14 protein-coding genes and 1 pseudogene are annotated in these 14332 nt (G+C 72.4%); 5 read left to right on the top strand and 10 right to left on the bottom strand.

Annotated elements, in window-relative coordinates:
* Nucleotides 1-30 precede the first annotated feature (30 nt).
* From Prubr_RS20575 to Prubr_RS20565, 3 genes are all read right to left on the bottom strand, one after another.
* Entirely contained in the window at nucleotides 31-570 is a 540-nt protein-coding gene (locus Prubr_RS20575; RefSeq protein ID WP_246567415.1) for a PT domain-containing protein, read from the bottom strand.
* 462 nt (nucleotides 571-1032) lie between these two features.
* On the bottom strand, nucleotides 1033-2262 hold the full coding sequence (locus tag Prubr_RS20570; protein WP_212828316.1) for a class I SAM-dependent RNA methyltransferase: 1230 nt from the start codon (nucleotides 2260-2262) through the stop codon (nucleotides 1033-1035).
* 23 nt (nucleotides 2263-2285) lie between these two features.
* A complete protein-coding gene (locus Prubr_RS20565; protein ID WP_212816549.1) occupies nucleotides 2286-4373 on the bottom strand; it encodes an APC family permease in 2088 nt (695 codons plus the stop codon).
* A gap of 175 nt (nucleotides 4374-4548) precedes the next feature.
* Between Prubr_RS20565 and Prubr_RS20560 the strand changes: the two genes are divergently transcribed.
* Both Prubr_RS20560 and Prubr_RS20555 read left to right on the top strand, forming a co-directional pair.
* Nucleotides 4549-5211, top strand: coding sequence for a potassium channel family protein (locus Prubr_RS20560; protein WP_212816548.1), 663 nt, complete (start codon nucleotides 4549-4551; stop codon nucleotides 5209-5211).
* The gene (locus Prubr_RS20555) at nucleotides 5208-5903 is read left to right on the top strand and encodes a potassium channel family protein (RefSeq protein WP_212816547.1); all 696 of its coding nucleotides are present in this window, start codon (nucleotides 5208-5210) and stop codon (nucleotides 5901-5903) included. The genes Prubr_RS20560 and Prubr_RS20555 overlap by 4 nt, the downstream gene beginning before the upstream one ends.
* A gap of 9 nt (nucleotides 5904-5912) precedes the next feature.
* Here Prubr_RS20555 and Prubr_RS20550 read toward each other — a convergent pair whose 3' ends face one another.
* The 4 genes and pseudogenes from Prubr_RS20550 to dut all read right to left on the bottom strand — a co-directional run bounded on the left by Prubr_RS20550 (nucleotide 5913) and on the right by dut (nucleotide 8403).
* The gene (locus Prubr_RS20550; protein ID WP_212816546.1) at nucleotides 5913-6596 is read right to left on the bottom strand and encodes a DUF3159 domain-containing protein; all 684 of its coding nucleotides are present in this window, start codon (nucleotides 6594-6596) and stop codon (nucleotides 5913-5915) included.
* Between the two features lie 78 nt (nucleotides 6597-6674).
* Nucleotides 6675-7052: an OB-fold nucleic acid binding domain-containing protein gene (locus Prubr_RS20545; protein ID WP_212816545.1), complete on the bottom strand. Its 378-nt coding sequence runs from the start codon at nucleotides 7050-7052 to the stop codon at nucleotides 6675-6677.
* Between the two features lie 118 nt (nucleotides 7053-7170).
* Nucleotides 7171-7935, bottom strand: a complete 765-nt coding sequence (locus Prubr_RS20540) for a DUF3710 domain-containing protein (protein ID WP_212816544.1) — start codon at nucleotides 7933-7935, stop codon at nucleotides 7171-7173.
* A pseudogene (gene dut / locus Prubr_RS20535) lies at nucleotides 7932-8403 on the bottom strand (dUTP diphosphatase). Before dut ends, Prubr_RS20540 begins: the two are co-directional and overlap by 4 nt.
* A 167-nt stretch (nucleotides 8404-8570) precedes the next feature.
* Here dut and Prubr_RS20530 point away from each other — a divergent pair.
* Nucleotides 8571-9053, top strand: a complete 483-nt coding sequence (locus tag Prubr_RS20530) for a DUF3093 domain-containing protein (RefSeq protein WP_212828314.1) — start codon at nucleotides 8571-8573, stop codon at nucleotides 9051-9053.
* 64 nt (nucleotides 9054-9117) lie between these two features.
* Here the strand turns inward: Prubr_RS20530 and Prubr_RS20525 are convergent, their stop codons facing one another.
* Nucleotides 9118-9897, bottom strand: coding sequence for a hypothetical protein (locus tag Prubr_RS20525; RefSeq protein ID WP_212828312.1), 780 nt, complete (start codon nucleotides 9895-9897; stop codon nucleotides 9118-9120).
* 290 nt (nucleotides 9898-10187) lie between these two features.
* Nucleotides 10188-10484 carry a DUF4193 domain-containing protein gene (locus Prubr_RS20520; RefSeq protein WP_121159124.1) on the bottom strand — a complete coding sequence of 99 codons (297 nt, stop codon included), beginning with the start codon at nucleotides 10482-10484 and terminating at the stop codon, nucleotides 10188-10190.
* A 404-nt stretch (nucleotides 10485-10888) separates the two neighbouring features.
* On the opposite strand from Prubr_RS20520, the gene Prubr_RS20515 reads away from it, so the two are divergent.
* Nucleotides 10889-11416, top strand: a complete 528-nt coding sequence (locus Prubr_RS20515) for a LytR C-terminal domain-containing protein (protein ID WP_212828310.1) — start codon at nucleotides 10889-10891, stop codon at nucleotides 11414-11416.
* A 72-nt stretch (nucleotides 11417-11488) separates the two neighbouring features.
* On the opposite strand, the gene Prubr_RS20510 is transcribed toward Prubr_RS20515, so the two are convergent.
* The gene (locus tag Prubr_RS20510; RefSeq protein WP_425518061.1) at nucleotides 11489-12337 is read right to left on the bottom strand and encodes an inositol monophosphatase family protein; all 849 of its coding nucleotides are present in this window, start codon (nucleotides 12335-12337) and stop codon (nucleotides 11489-11491) included.
* 234 nt (nucleotides 12338-12571) lie between these two features.
* Between Prubr_RS20510 and Prubr_RS20505 the strand changes: the two genes are divergently transcribed.
* On the top strand, nucleotides 12572-14206 hold the full coding sequence (locus Prubr_RS20505) for an RNA polymerase sigma factor (protein ID WP_212816542.1): 1635 nt from the start codon (nucleotides 12572-12574) through the stop codon (nucleotides 14204-14206).
* Nucleotides 14207-14332 lie beyond the last annotated feature (126 nt).

Below are 14332 nucleotides of genomic sequence, written 5' to 3'. Positions count from 1 at the left end.
CCGCGGGACCCGAAACCGGTCGGCTACGAGCTACTCCACCCGGCGGCGCAGGCGGCCGACGAGCAGGGCCACCGCACCCGCCCCGACCAGGGCCAGCCCGACGCCCGCCGCGGTCGAGGTCGAGGCACCGGTCACCGGCAGCTCGTCCTTCTTCGTCGGCGTCGCGGTCGGCTTGTGCGTCGGCTTGTGGGTCGGCGTGTGCGTCGGGCTGTGCGTCGGCTTGTGCGTGGGCTTGTGCGTGGGCCGGTGGGTCGGCTTGTGCGTCGGCTTGTGTCCCAGCGTCTCGCTGTACCTGAAGCCGGCGATGTACAGCGTCCAGGTCGTTCCGGGCTCCCACTTGACGCGCTGGTAGTCGTCGTCGTGGGCCTTCACGTAGCCCTTGATCTTCTTGTCCTTGTCCCGGTCGCTGCTCAGGACGTACTCTTCGCCCTTCGACGACTCGTTGCGGATCCGCAGGACGGCGTACTCCTCGCCCTTGTCGTGCTTGACCGACAGGCTGTAGTCCTTCCGGTCCGGACGGCAACGCTCCCGGTCCTCGCCGCCGGTGGTGCTGTTCTCGCCCCCTCCCACGGCCTGCACGTGGGCGTCGACGCCACGTTCACCTCGGCGCCGTATGCGGCCGGCGCGGCGGCCAGCCCCATCAACCCGACTCCCAACAGACCCGCCGTGACGGCGGCTGACAACGTACGAAGCACAACGTCCTCCAAGGAGGTTGCAAAAAAGGACCCCATTTATCGATGGGCTTCACCGGCGGACGGTGGGCACGATGTGCGTCCCGACCAGCTAACGAGGCATCCGGTACGGAGGCGCGCCTCCCGGGCGCAACTACGTCCAGTGGTCGGATTGATGACGCCGGGTAGTCGTCACCGTCGGGCCGATCGGCCGAACCGGGGCACCGTCCGGCCGAACCGGACATCGATAGATCCGCCACCACGGGCGCCGCCCGCCGACCGCTCCGCGCGGCGGTCGGCGCGCGGCGGTGTGGGGGTCGGCGGTGTGGGGGTCAGCGCGCGGCGGTCGGGGGCGGGGCGGTCAGCGGGGTGGGAGGAGCAGGCCGACGCACTCCACGTGCTGGGTCATCGGAAACAGGTCGAACGCCCGCAGCTCCGCCAGCCGCCAGCCGGCGGACCGGAATGTCGCCACGTCGCGGGCGAAGGCCGCCGGATCGCAGGCGACGTACGCGACCGCCCGTCGGGTCGCCCCGACCAGCGCGCGTACCACCGCGGCCCCGGCGCCGGCCCGCGGCGGGTCGAGCACCACCAGGTCGACCGGTCCGGTGATCCGGCGGCGGGCCAGCGCGGTCTCGACCCGCGCCGCCACGATCTCGACCCGCGGCAGGTCACGCAGGTTGTCGCGGGCCGCCGCGACGCCCACCGGCGCCGCCTCGACCAGCGTGATCCGGGCCGCCGGCCCGACCCGCCCGGCCACCGCCGCGGCGAAGAGCCCGGCACCGCCGTACAGGTCCCAGGCCGACTCCCCCGGCCGCGGGTCGAGCAGGTCGACCACGGCACCGACCAGGGCGTCGGCCGCCGCCGGGTGCACCTGCCAGAACGCCTCCGCCGGCAGCCGCCAGTCCCGGCCGGCGGCCCGTTCGGTCACCGTCGCGGGCCCGTCGACGACGGTCGCGGTGTCGCCGGCGAGGGCGCGTACGGTCACGTCGCCGCCGGACGACGCGACCGTCTCCACCCCGTCGGCCGCCGGCCAGCGCCGGCCGGCGGCGGCCAGTACCGGCAGTTCCCGTACGGCGGGGTGCGCGATCAGGCAGCGGTCGACGGGCACGACCTGGTGGGTGCGGTGGCGCAGCAGTCCGGCCCGGCCGGCCGCGTCGACGGCGTACCGCACCCGGGTCCGCCAGCCGAGCGGACCGCCCGGCAGCGCCTCGACCGTCACCCCCAGGTCGGCGACCTCGTCGGGGGTCAGCCCGCCGAGGCGGTGCAGCTGTTCGCGTACGACGTCGGCCTTCCAGACCAGCTGCGCGGCCGGCGCGACGTGTTGGAGATCGCAGCCGCCGCACAGCTGCGGCCGGGCGTACGGGCACGGCGGCGGCACCCGGTCCGGCGCCGGGTCGAGGACCGCCACCGCGTCGGCGCGCAGGTAGCCGCGGTGCAGTTCGGTGATCTCGGCGACCACCCGCTCGCCGGGCAGGGCGTGCCGGACGAAGACCACCTGCCCGTCGTGCCGGGCCACGCAGTGCCCGCCGTGCGCGACCGCCCCGACGACGAGTTCGACGCGGTCGCCCTCGACCGGCTCGCCCGCCACCATTCCGACGTCGACCGTGGTCACGCTCACCCCTCCCCCCGGGCCGGGGCGGCGCCCCGGTCCGCGACACCGTCACCGTCACCGGCCCGGTCCCCGTCCACCGACGGGTACGGATCGCGGTGGGCGGCCCGCGGCCCGCGGGCCGGGCCGAGGGTGAGCGTCGCGTCGTACCGTGCCAGGTTCTTGTTGGCGGTCGACGCGAGCTGCCACGGGACGCTGGTCACCATGACGCCCGGCTCGAAGAGCAGCCGGCCCTTCAGCCGCAACGCGCTCTGGTTGTGCAACAGGTTCTCCCACCAGTGGCCGACGACGTACTCGGGGATGAAGACGGTGACCACGTCGCGGGGCGCGTCCCGGCGGGCGGCCTTGACGAAGTCGATGACCGGCCGGGTGATCTCCCGGTAGGGCGAGTCGATGACGGTCAACGGTACCGGTACCCCGTGCCGTTCCCAGTCGCGCTGCAACTTCTGGGTGTCGGTGTCGTCGACGTTGACGGTCACCGCCGTCAGCGTGTCGGGGCGGGTCGCCTGGGCGTAGGCGACCGCCCGCAGCGTCGGCCGGTGCAGCTTGCTGACCAGTACGACCGCGTGGTTGCGGGCCGGCAGGACCGGCCGGCCCTCGTCGTCGGGTTCGAGTTCGGCGGCGACCCGGTCGTAGTGCCGCCGGATGGTCAGCATCAGCAGGTAGATCACCGCCATCGCGGCGATCGCGATCCAGGCGCCCAGCAGGAACTTGGTGACCAGCACGATGACCAGGACGGTGCCGGTCAGCCCCATGCCGAAGCCGTTGATCGCCCGCGAGCGGAGCATCCGGCGGCGGGCCAGCGGATCGCGTTCGGTGCGCAGCCGCCGGTTCCAGTGCCGGATCATGCCGGCCTGCGAAAGGGTGAACGAGACGAACACCCCGACGATGTAGAGCTGGATCAGCCGGGTCACCTCGGCCTGGAAGCCGACGATGAGCACGATCGCGAAGACGGCGAGGAAGACGATGCCGTTGGAGAAGGCCAGCCGGTCGCCGCGGGTGTGCAGCTGGCGGGGCAGGTAGCGGTCCTGGGCGAGGATCGAGCCGAGCACCGGGAAGCCGTTGAACGCGGTGTTGGCGGCCAGGAAGAGGATCATCGCGGTCGCGGCGACGACCAGGAAGAGCAGCACCGACCCGGAGCCGAAGATCGTCTCACCGAGCTGGGCGGTGACCGTCTTCTGCACGTACCCGGCCGGGCCGGACTCGATCTGCTGGGCCGGGTCCTCGACGAACTGCAGGCCGGTGAGCCGGGCCAGCCAGATGATCCCGACGATCAGGCCGACCGAGACCGAGCCGAGCAGCAGCAGCGTCGTCGCCGCGTTGCGGCTCTTCGGTGGTTTGAACGCCGGTACGCCGTTGGAGATCGCCTCCACGCCGGTCAGCGCCGCGCAGCCCGACGAGAACGCCCGCAGCAGCAGGAACACCATCGCCACCCCGGTCAGGTCGTGCCACTCCGCGCTGATCACCAGGTCGGCGCTCGGCGCCCGCAGGTCGTGGCCGAGCACGACCACCCGGACCAGACCGGTCAGGATCATGCCGCCCACGACGATGATGAAGCCGTACGTCGGGATGGCGAGCGCGGTGCCGGACTCGCGCAGGCCGCGCAGGTTGATCGCGGTCAGCAGGACGACGGCGCCGACCGCGATGCCGACCTTGTGGGTGGCGACGAACGGCAGCACCGAGCCGAGGTTGGCCACCCCGGAGGAGACCGAGACCGCGACGGTCAGCACGTAGTCCACCATCAGCGCGCTGGCCACCCCGACCCCGGCCTTCTGGCCGAGGTTGACGGTGGCCACCTCGTAGTCGCCGCCCCCGGACGGGTAGGCGTGCACCGTCTGCCGGTAGCTGGCGACCACGGTCAGCATCACCACGACCACGGCCAGCCCGACCCAGGGCGAGAAGATGAACGCGGACGCGCCGGCGATCGACAGCGTCAGCAGGATCTCGTCCGGGGCGTACGCCACGCTGGACAGCGCGTCGGACGCGAACACCGGCAGCGCGACGCGCTTCGGTAACAGGGTGTGTTTGAGCCGGTCCGACCGGAACGGTCGGCCCAGCAGCAGCCGCTTCATCAGCGTGGTCGGATGGGCCACAAGGGCTAAGCGTACGGCCGGTCGGCCCGCCGTACGTCGCGGAGGGTGATCACCGTCGCCGCCGGCCGGCGCGCCGTGGCACCGACCGCGCGCGACGGCCGGGCCGGGGCGTGGCACGCTCTTGGTGACGCGGGCGGGCCCGCCACCGGGCGGGCACGGTATCGGGAGGACCGGCGTGCACATCGTGATCATGGGCTGTGGTCGGGTCGGCTCGACCCTCGCCCAACGGCTGGAGGCTCTCGGGCACTCCGTCGCGGTCATCGACCAGAACGCGGACGCCTTCCGGCGGCTCGGGCCGGACTTCGGCGGGGTCACGGTCACCGGCATCGGCTTCGACGGCGAGGTGCTGCGGGCGGCCGGGGTCGAGCGCGCCGACGCCTTCGCCGCCGTCTCCAGCGGCGACAACTCCAACATCATCTCGGCCCGGCTGGCCCGCGAGACCTTCGGCGTCAACCGGGTGGTGGCCCGGATCTACGACCAGAAGCGGGCCGAGGTCTACGAGCGGCTCGGCATCCCGACGGTGGCGACCGTGCGCTGGACGGCCGACCGGATCCTGCACCACGTCGTCCCCGAGGGCATGGAGATCTTCCGCGACCCGACGAGCACCGTGTCGATCATCGAGGTCCCGACCCACCGGGACTGGGTCGGCCGGCCACTGCGTGGCCTGGAGGAGGCGACCGGGGCCCGGGCCGCCTACCTGATCCGGTTCGGGATCGGCACGCTGCCCACCGCCTCCACCGTCGTGCAGGAGGGCGACCAGATCTTCATGCTGGTCACCGACGACATCACCGACACCGTGACGGCGGTCGCGGCCGGTACGCCGGAAGGGGGGCGGTGACCGTGCGGGTCGCCATCGCGGGGGCCGGCAACGTCGGCCGCTCCATCGCGCAGGAGCTGATCGAAAACGGCCACCAGGTGATGCTCATCGAACGGCAGCCGCGGATGCTGCGCCCGGAACGGGTGCCGCAGGCCGAGTGGATCCTCGCCGACGCGTGCGAACTCGCCAGCCTCGAGGAGGCCGACGTCGCCAGCTGCGACGTGGTCGTCGCGGCGACCGGCGACGACAAGGTCAACCTGGTGGTGTCGCTGTTGGCGAAGACCGAGTTCGCGGTCGCGCGGGTGGTGGCCCGGGTCAACCGGGCCGAGAACGAGTGGCTCTTCACCGAGCAGTGGGGCGTCGACGTCGCGGTGAGCAAGCCGCGGGTGATGGCCGCCCTCGTCGAGGAGGCGGTCACCGTCGGCGACCTGGTGCGGCTGATGACGTTCCGGCAGGGCGAGGCGAACCTGGTCGAGATCACCCTGCCGGCCACCGCGCCGTACGTCGGACAGCCCATCCGCGACGTGCCGCTGCCCCGCGACGCCGCCCTGGTCGCCATCCTCCGCGGCCGGCGGGTGCTGGTGCCGAGCCCGGACGACCCGCTCGAGTCCGGCGACGAGCTGATCTTCGTCTGCACGGCGGACATGGAGGACGCGGTACGGCAGGTCGTGCTCGGCGCGGACAGCGTCGAACGGACCCGCAACGGGTCCTGACGCGCCCGGTCAGGCGGAGGCGGGGGTGGCCGCCTCGGTACGGGTGACCCGGCGCACCGCCCAGACGGTGATCGCCAGCAGCAGCGCGTACGGCGGATAGCCCAGTGCCAGCCGGGCGACGCCCAGCGCCGTCTCCATGTTGGCCAGGTAGAAGGCGGCCTGCACACCCACCTTGGTCAGCCACACCACGCCCCACAGGATGGTCAACCAGTTGAAGGTGCTGACCAGCCTCGGATTGTGCCGCCAGTCCGACTTCCCGCCGCCGGCGATCACCGACCACAACCAGCCGACCAGCGGCTGCCGGATCGCCACCGAGGCGAGCAGCACCACCCCGTACGCCACGCCGTAGAAGATGCCGGGCAGGTAGAAGTCCCGGGCCTCGCCGGAACGCAGGGCGATGAACGCGCCGATCCCGACGCCGAACAGGCCGTTGATCGCGTGCCGGACCGGCTTGCGCTGGGTCAGCCGGAGGACGGCGATCGCCACCGCCACGCCGACCGCCGCGATGATCGCGGGGCGCAGCTCGAAGATGAGGTTCACCAGCACGAAGACGACGACCGGGATGCCCGACTCGACCAGTCCGCGCCAGCCGCCGAGTTGTTCGGCCATCTGCTCGGCGAAGGTCGGCATCCGCTCCTCGTCGGGCGTGCCGGCCGTGTCCGCCTTGGCCGTCGGGGGCTGTCCACTCGTCATCTGGGGCCGTCTTTCACTCGCGGTCACACCGGCGGTGGCACCTGGGCAGTCGTCTGCGGCCGGTTCCACCCCGGTCCGTCACCTGGGCGGTTCCAGCTCGTAGTAAGGGTTGTAGATGACTTTACGGTCATCGCGTACGGCTACACGACCCCGCGCGGTCAGCTGCCGTCCCGGCTCGATGCCGGTGATCTGCCGCCGGCCCAGCCAGACCAGGGTCACCACGTCGGTGCCGTCGAAGAGGTCCGCCTCCAGGGTGGGCAGGTTCGTGCGTGGCGTGTAGACGACCGTACGCAGCCGGCCGGACACCGAGGCCACCTCGCCCCGGCGGCACTGCCGGGCCGGCACGCAACCGGCGTCGGCGCTCTCCCGGCGCAGCTCCTGCGCGTCGAGCTCCGCCTCGCTGGCGGTCAGCCGCTGGAAGAAGCGGCGCAGTGATGGCCGCTCGTCGGTCGCCATGACCTGAGTCATCCTCCTCGGCGGGACTGGACCCGCCCGGCCCGGTGCGGGCCGTGGTGTCAGCGTACGTCGGCCGGTCCGGTCGCCGGGTCGGCAACCGGACCGGCCGACGGACAGGTCACTCGGACCGGCGCGGCCGGGGCGAGGGCTTGCGCTTGTGCGGCTGCTGGCCGGCCGGTGCGCCGCCGTTGGTCGCCGGCGCCGCCGCCTGCTGCTCCGCCTGCTGCTGGGCGACCTGCTGGCGGGCCGCCTGCTGCTCGGCGACCTCACGGGGCAGCCGCAGCGGCAGTGGCTCGCGCACCGGCTTGGCCTCGTCGCCCCGGTCGACCACCAGGCCCTCGAAAGCCTGGACGAGACGGGCGCCGGCGTCGGGATCGACCGCGACCGGTCCCTGGTAGATCCCGCGCACCATCCACCGCGGCCCGTCGACGCCGATGAAACGCAGGTCGGTCAGCCCTTCCGGGGTACGTACCCGGGCCCGCAGCTCGACACCGTGGTCGCCCTCGCTCTCCTGCGCCGCGACACCGTCGTTGAACAGCGAGGTCCGGATCTCCTCACGGAACTCGTCCCAGATGCCCTCGGTACGCGGCGCGGCGAACACGGCGAGCTGGAGCGCGTTGCCGCCGTCGACCAGCACGACCTGCTGAACGCTGCCGTCGGGGTTGGCCTGCACCCGGACCTCGACCCCCTCGACGGCCGGGATGTGCAGGCTGCCCAGGTCGAGCCGCTGCACGCCCTCCGGCGCCTCCGAGCTGTCGTACGGCCCGTGCTCGGGTGCCGCGTCCGCCTCGGCCGGGCTGTCGCGCGCGACGTCGGCCGGACCGCCGGACCGCTCGTCGCGGGCGTGCCGTCCGGAGCCGCCGCGTCGCCGGGAAAAGATCACTGGCTCAACCTCTCGTCCACAAGATCCGCCTTGACAACCTGCTCGACCAGGCCGGCGTGCCCGCCGGTGGAACCGTGCCCGCCAACCCCGCGACTGGAGTCGGGCAGCTCGTCGACGAGCAGGAAGTCTGCCCGTTCCACGCGCTGCACCACAAGCTGCGCGATCCGGTCGCCGCGGGAGATCTTCGCCGGCTGCACCGGATCGTGGTTGATCAGGTTGATCAGGATCTCCCCCCGGTAGCCGGCGTCGACCGTACCGGGCGCGTTCAGCACCGTCACCCCCAGTTTGGCGGCCAGCCCGGACCGGGGTGCACCAGCCCGACGTAGCCGTCCGGCAGGGCGAGCGCGACCCCGGTGCGGACCAGTGCCCGGCCCCCGGGGCGAGCTCCACGTCCTGCGCCGACACCAGGTCGGCGCCGGCGTCGCCCGGATGGGCGTACGTGGGCGGCGGCAGGTCCGGGTCGAGCATGCGCAGCGGTACGGGCACAGCGTGGGTCACGGTCTCACTCTTCCGCTCGGGGCGTCGGTCGGTCCGGTCCGCCGGCCGCCGGCCGGCGTCCTCCATCCTGCCGTGTGCCGCCGCCGCCGCGCGCCGTACCCTCGGACAACGTGGAACCATCACCATCTGGACAGAAGGTGGCGCCGGGCCCGACCGGGCCGGGTGGCGCCGCCGACGGGTACGCCGAGCGGTTGAGCCTGCCCTGGTGGCTGTGGCTGGCCGGGATCGCGGCCGGCGGGCTGTTCGCGGCGGAGATCTGGATGGGCGCCGACGGCGTACGCGCCTGGCTTCCGTTCGTGGTGATACCGCCGCTGGTCCTCGGCACGCTGTGGTGGCTGGGCCGGATCCGGGTCGCGGTCACCGACGGCGAGCTGCGGGTCGACGACGCCCGGCTGCCGGTGCGCTTCGTGGCCGACGCGATCGCCCTGGACGCGGCCGGCCGGCGGGAGGTGCTCGGGGTCGGTGCCGACCCGCTCGCGTTCGTGGTCCAGCGCCCGTGGGTGCCGGGTGCGGTGCAGGTGGTGCTCGACGACCCCGACGACCCGACGCCCTTCTGGGTGGTCAGCTCCCGGGACCCGGTCCGGCTGGCCGAGGCCATCCTCGCCGCCCGCGACGCCTGACCGATCCTCACGCTCAGGCGGCCTGATCCTCGCCGCCCGCGACGCCTGACCGGTCCCTACCGGGTCAGGCGGGGGGCCGGGGGCCACCGAGCGCCTTGCGCTCGCCCCGCAGGTCGTCCCGGATCCGGTCGCCGAGGCTGCGGGTCGCCCGCCGGTTGAGCAGGCTGGCGACGGCCGCGCCGGTGAGCATCGGCCCGAGCGTGGTGAGGTTGCGGCCGAACCGGCGCAGCAGCATGTCGCGCAGTTCCTTGCGGGCCGCGGTGCCCAGGATCGCGGCCATCCCGCCACCGGGGAGCAGCGGGTTGACGCCCCGGCCGCTGGACCACGCCTGGAGGAGCGCGACGGCGCGTTCGGCGCCACCGCCCGCGACCGGTACGCCGTACACCTCGTGGAGTTCACCGATCAGCTTGACCTCGACGGCGACCACCGCGATCGTCTCGGCGGCCAGCAGCACCGGCGCCGAAAGCAGGGTGGGCGTGGCGACCCACTGGATCGCGCCGACGCTGCCGCCGGTGGCGCCGATGCCGGCGGTGGTCCGCGACGCGTTGCGGACCAGGCGCTCGGCGAGCACCTCGCCCTCGATGCCGCCGTAGTGCCGGCGCAGCGTCTCCAGGTCGCGGATCGGCACGTGCGGGGCGATGTCGCCGATCACGTCGGCCATCCAGCGGATGGCGGCCCGGGGCTTGAAGAGTTCGCCGACACCGCGGCCGCGGAACTGGTTGATCATCCGGCCGAGCAGCCGCTTCCGCTGGGCCGGCTCGAGGTCGTCGGCGGTCAGCTCGACGACGGTCCCGCTCAGCTCCTCGACCGTGCCGGTCCCCTCGACCGCACCGGCCTCGACCATCGCGGCGTCGCCGGCCGGCCCGGGTTTGCCGGCGTCCCCACGCCGGTCACCCGCCGGGTCCGCGGGGCGCCCGGACCCGGAATCCTGCGCCGGCACGTCCGGCGGGATGTCCGCCCGGTCGGAGCGGCTCATGGTCTGCCCTCCAGCGCTTGATCGTCCAGTTCGGTCACCGGGTGCGGAACGCACGACCGGGCGCTACGAGTCAAGCAGGCCCCCGCCACCCCCGCACGCCGAACTGAACGCGGCGACCCCGTTCCGAGGCCGCCGCCTCCCCCCTCGTGCGTCGGATCTCAGGCGCACTCCCGGCAGATCAGTTCGCCGTTGCGTTCAACGGCCAACTGGCTGCGGTGGTGCACAAGGAAGCAGCGCGCGCAGCGGAACTCGTCCGACTGCATCGGCAGCACCTTGACCGTGAGCTCCTCGTCAGCCAGATCGGCACCGGGCAGCTCGAAGCTCTCGGCCACCTCGGCCTCGTCGACATCCACCGCGCCGGACTGCGAGTCGACGCGTCGTGCCTTGAGCTCTTCCAGGCTGTCCTCGCCGAGGTCAACCTCGTCGCGACGCGGAGCGTCGTAGTCGGTGGCCATCGGTTCACTCTCCCGTATCGATGAGTCGTTGCCGGTTTGTAACGCCGGACGACAGTGTTTCGGTACCCACGGTCGCCGGGATGCTGCCCTTGCGAGGAAACTCCCCCGGCGAGCGGGGTACCTTACCCCCTCGTAAGCGAGGCATGTATACCGCCCTCGTCGGATGGATGTACGCCCAGACGCGAGAAGTTGTTCCCAATGTGACTCAGGCGACACGAAGATAGGGGTACGGGTCGACTGATCATCGTCGCCGCGCCGGCAGGTCCCCCCTTGTTTCCGCGTACCGGCCGGACAACCGCTAACCTCGGCGGCATACTCGGTAGCCACGGGGCGGACCACGGGTCAGCCGACCGGCCACCGGCCCTCACTCAGTTACCGGGAGCAGTCTCATGAGCTTTGCGCGGGTGCGGGCACTCGTCGTCGTCGGCGCGCTGGTCGTGTTCGCTCTGATCTTCGTCGTCTTCGCCCTCGTCCGGGACACCCAGAGCGGCCAGAGCACGGCGAACGCCTGTCCGGAGGGCTGGGCGCTGGCGAACCTGACGCTGCGCGAGCCCAAGGACGTGAAGATCAATGTCTACAATGCGACAGATTCCGCCGGGCTGGCGACGAGCATCGCCGGCGACTTCGCCAACCGGAAGTTCCAGGTCGAGAAGACCGGCAACGACCCGTTGAAGAAGGGCATCGACGGGGTCGCCGTGCTGCGTTACGGCCCCAAGGCCGTCGGATCGGCACACCTGTTGCGGGCCTACTTCCTCGACGAGGCGCGGCCCGAGTACGACCCCGCCCGCGAGGACGACGTCGTCGACGTGGTCATCGGCACCGGCTTCAAGCAGCTCGCCACGACCACCGAGGTCAACCAGTCGCTGGTCGAACTCGGCGGTCGCCCGGAGCTGCCGCCGCAGACCTGCGCCGCCCCGGCCGACGAGACCTGACCGGGAATCACCTCCGTCAGCCGGCCGGGTTCCGTGGGGCCCGGTCGGCTGACGCGTCGCCGCCCGACGGGGTCACGGACCGCCGGCGGCATCCAGTTCGACCAGCAGGTCGTGCAGGTGGCCGAAGAGCGCCGGCGGCGCCGCCACCACCAGGTCGGGTCCGGCCGGCCGCCCCTTGAGTCCGCCGAGCACCAGCCCGGCCTCGGTGGCGACCAGCCCGCCCGCGGCCTGGTCCCAGAGGTTGAGGCCCTTCTCGTAGTACGCGTCGATGAGGCCCTCGGCCGCCAGGCACAGGTCGATGGCGGCCGCCCCGGCGCGCCGGATGTCGCGGACCTGCGCGATCAGCCCGAGCAGCACGGTGGCCTGGTGCAGGCGCCGGGCCGGGTCGTAGCCGAAGCCGGTGCCGACGAGCGCCTGGGCGAGGTCGGTCTCGGTGGAACCGTGCAGCCGGCGACCGTCGCGGTGGGCGCCGCCGCCGAGGGTGGCCGTCCACTCGTCGCCGGTGGCGATGTTGTGCACCACCCCGGCGACCACCACCCCGTCGACCTCGGCGGCCAGCGAGACGGCGTAGTTGGGCAGCCCGTACAGGTAGTTCACGGTGCCGTCGATCGGATCCAGGATCCACCGTACGGCCGTACCGCCGGCCGGCTGGTCGCCGGACGTGCCGTACTCCTCGCCGAGGACGGTGTCGCCGGGGCGGGCGGCCCGCAGGTCGGCGATGACCTGGCGCTCGACGGCGCGGTCGGCGGCGGTGACCACGTCGGTCGCGGTGCTCTTGGTCGCCACCGCGGAGACGCCCTCGGCGCGCATCCGGCGGGCCGTCGCGGCCCCGTCGCGAGCCACCCGTACCGCGATTTCCAGCAGATCCTGCGGTTCTGGTGCCGTGTCCTTCACGCCTACCTCCCTCACCACCGCTATCATCCTTACAAACTCCACGTTCGCTCCCATTCGGCGGCCCTGTGCCGCCGTCGCGGCGTGCGACGCGGGATGATCGCCGCCGGCGGAGTTACAATTCACGCCTACCCTCGTGCAACGGCCCGCCCGCCAGCGGCCGGACCGGGACACGGGGGTCACCCACCACACCGCCCGGCAGGTCGCTCCGCGCTGCGCTGGACGGTCCGGCCGTGCTCGCTCATCGCCTCCGGAAGGTCATTCGTGACAGAACCCCGCCACGTCGGCGCTGACGTCCGCTCGCTCACCGACACCCTGATCGCCCACGCCGAGCGCGCGGGCGGGCAGCTCACGTCGGCGGAGGTCGCGCGCACTGTCGAGTCCGCCGAGGTGACTCCGGCCCAGGCCAAGAAGATCCTGCGTGCCCTCTCCGACGCCGGGATCACCGTTGTGGTGGACGGCTCGGCGAGCACTCGCCGCCGGGTCGCCGCCGCCCGGTCGGTCACGCCCGCGTCGCGGGCGACGACCGCCAAGGCGACCAAGAAGCCGGCGCCGCCCGCGCCGGCGCCGAAGCAGGCGCCCGCGCCCGAGGAGGCGGCGGCGCCGGCCAAGAAGGCCGCCCCGCGCAAGGCCGCGGTCGGCGGCGAGGCCGCCCCGGCGCCCGCCAAGGTCGCGGCTAAGGCGGCCCGGACGGTGAAGGCCGCCCCGGGTACCGGCCCGGCGAAGGCGACCGCTCCCGCGAAGGCGACCAAGGCGACCAAGGCGACGGGCAAGGCCGCCGAGGGTGAGCCGGGCGCCGAGGGCGAGATCGATCCGGAGGAGTTGGCCGCGATCGAGGACGTCGTCGTCGAGGAGCGCGCCGAGCTGACCAAGGCGGCCGAGGCGGACGCCGCCTCGTCGGCGTCCGACAACGACTTCGAGTGGGACGACGAGGAGTCCGAGGCGCTCAAGCAGGCGCGCCGGGACGCCGAGCTGACGGCGTCGGCCGACTCCGTCCGTGCCTACCTCAAGCAGATCGGCAAGGTCCCGCTGCTCAACGCCGAGCAGGAGGTCGAGCTGGCCAAGCGGATCGAGGCCGGCCTCTACGCCGCCGAGCGGCTGCGCGCCGCCGAGGAGGGCGAGGAGAAGCTCGTCGTCCAACTGACGCGCGACCTGGGCTGGATCTCGCGGGACGGCGAGCGGGCCAAGAACCACCTGCTGGAGGCGAACCTCCGGCTCGTGGTGTCGCTGGCCAAGCGTTACACCGGGCGGGGCATGGCCTTCCTCGACCTGATCCAGGAGGGCAACCTCGGCCTGATCCGTGCCGTCGAGAAGTTCGACTACACCAAGGGCTACAAGTTCTCCACCTACGCCACCTGGTGGATCCGCCAGGCCATCACCCGCGCCATGGCCGACCAGGCCCGCACCATCCGCATCCCGGTGCACATGGTCGAGGTCATCAACAAACTCGGCCGTATCCAGCGCGAACTGCTCCAGGACCTGGGCCGCGAGCCCACTCCGGAGGAGTTGGCAAAGGAGATGGACATCACACCGGAAAAGGTCCTGGAGATCCAGCAGTACGCCCGGGAGCCGATCTCGCTCGACCAGACCATCGGCGACGAGGGCGACAGCCAGCTCGGCGACTTCATCGAAGACTCCGAGGCGGTCGTCGCCGTCGACGCGGTATCGTTCTCCCTGCTCCAGGACCAGCTCCAGCAGGTGCTGCAAACGCTCTCCGAGCGCGAGGCGGGCGTCGTACGGCTGCGTTTCGGGCTCACCGACGGCCAGCCGCGCACACTTGACGAAATCGGTCAGGTCTACGGCGTCACGCGGGAACGGATCCGCCAGATCGAGTCGAAGACGATGTCCAAACTGCGGCACCCGTCGCGGTCCCAGGTTCTCCGCGACTACCTGGACTGACCCCGTCACGTCAACCGATCGTGTCGCTTTGATCACCAGTCGTATATCCGACGGCGGTCATAAGTCGGTTACGCGATTGTGATCGTTGACGTGGCACCCTTGGTACACGGCAAACTGTCTCAACGA

The organism is Polymorphospora rubra (assembly GCF_018324255.1).
GTDB lineage: Bacteria > Actinomycetota > Actinomycetes > Mycobacteriales > Micromonosporaceae > Polymorphospora > Polymorphospora rubra.
This window is presented reverse-complemented; position numbering and strand designations above follow the sequence as displayed.

Coding starts and splice junctions, on each gene's coding strand:
- Prubr_RS20570 (WP_212828316.1), bottom strand. CDS start 2,262: ATGGTGGCGGGCGAGCCGGTCGAGGGCGACCGCGTCGAACTCGTCGTC.
- Prubr_RS20550 (WP_212816546.1), bottom strand. CDS start 6,596: ATGACGAGTGGACAGCCCCCGACGGCCAAGGCGGACACGGCCGGCACG.
- Prubr_RS20545 (WP_212816545.1), bottom strand. CDS start 7,052: ATGGCGACCGACGAGCGGCCATCACTGCGCCGCTTCTTCCAGCGGCTG.
- Prubr_RS20525 (WP_212828312.1), bottom strand. CDS start 9,897: ATGGTCGAGGCCGGTGCGGTCGAGGGGACCGGCACGGTCGAGGAGCTG.
- Prubr_RS20520 (WP_121159124.1), bottom strand. CDS start 10,484: ATGGCCACCGACTACGACGCTCCGCGTCGCGACGAGGTTGACCTCGGC.
- Prubr_RS20510 (WP_425518061.1), bottom strand. CDS start 12,337: ATGATAGCGGTGGTGAGGGAGGTAGGCGTGAAGGACACGGCACCAGAA.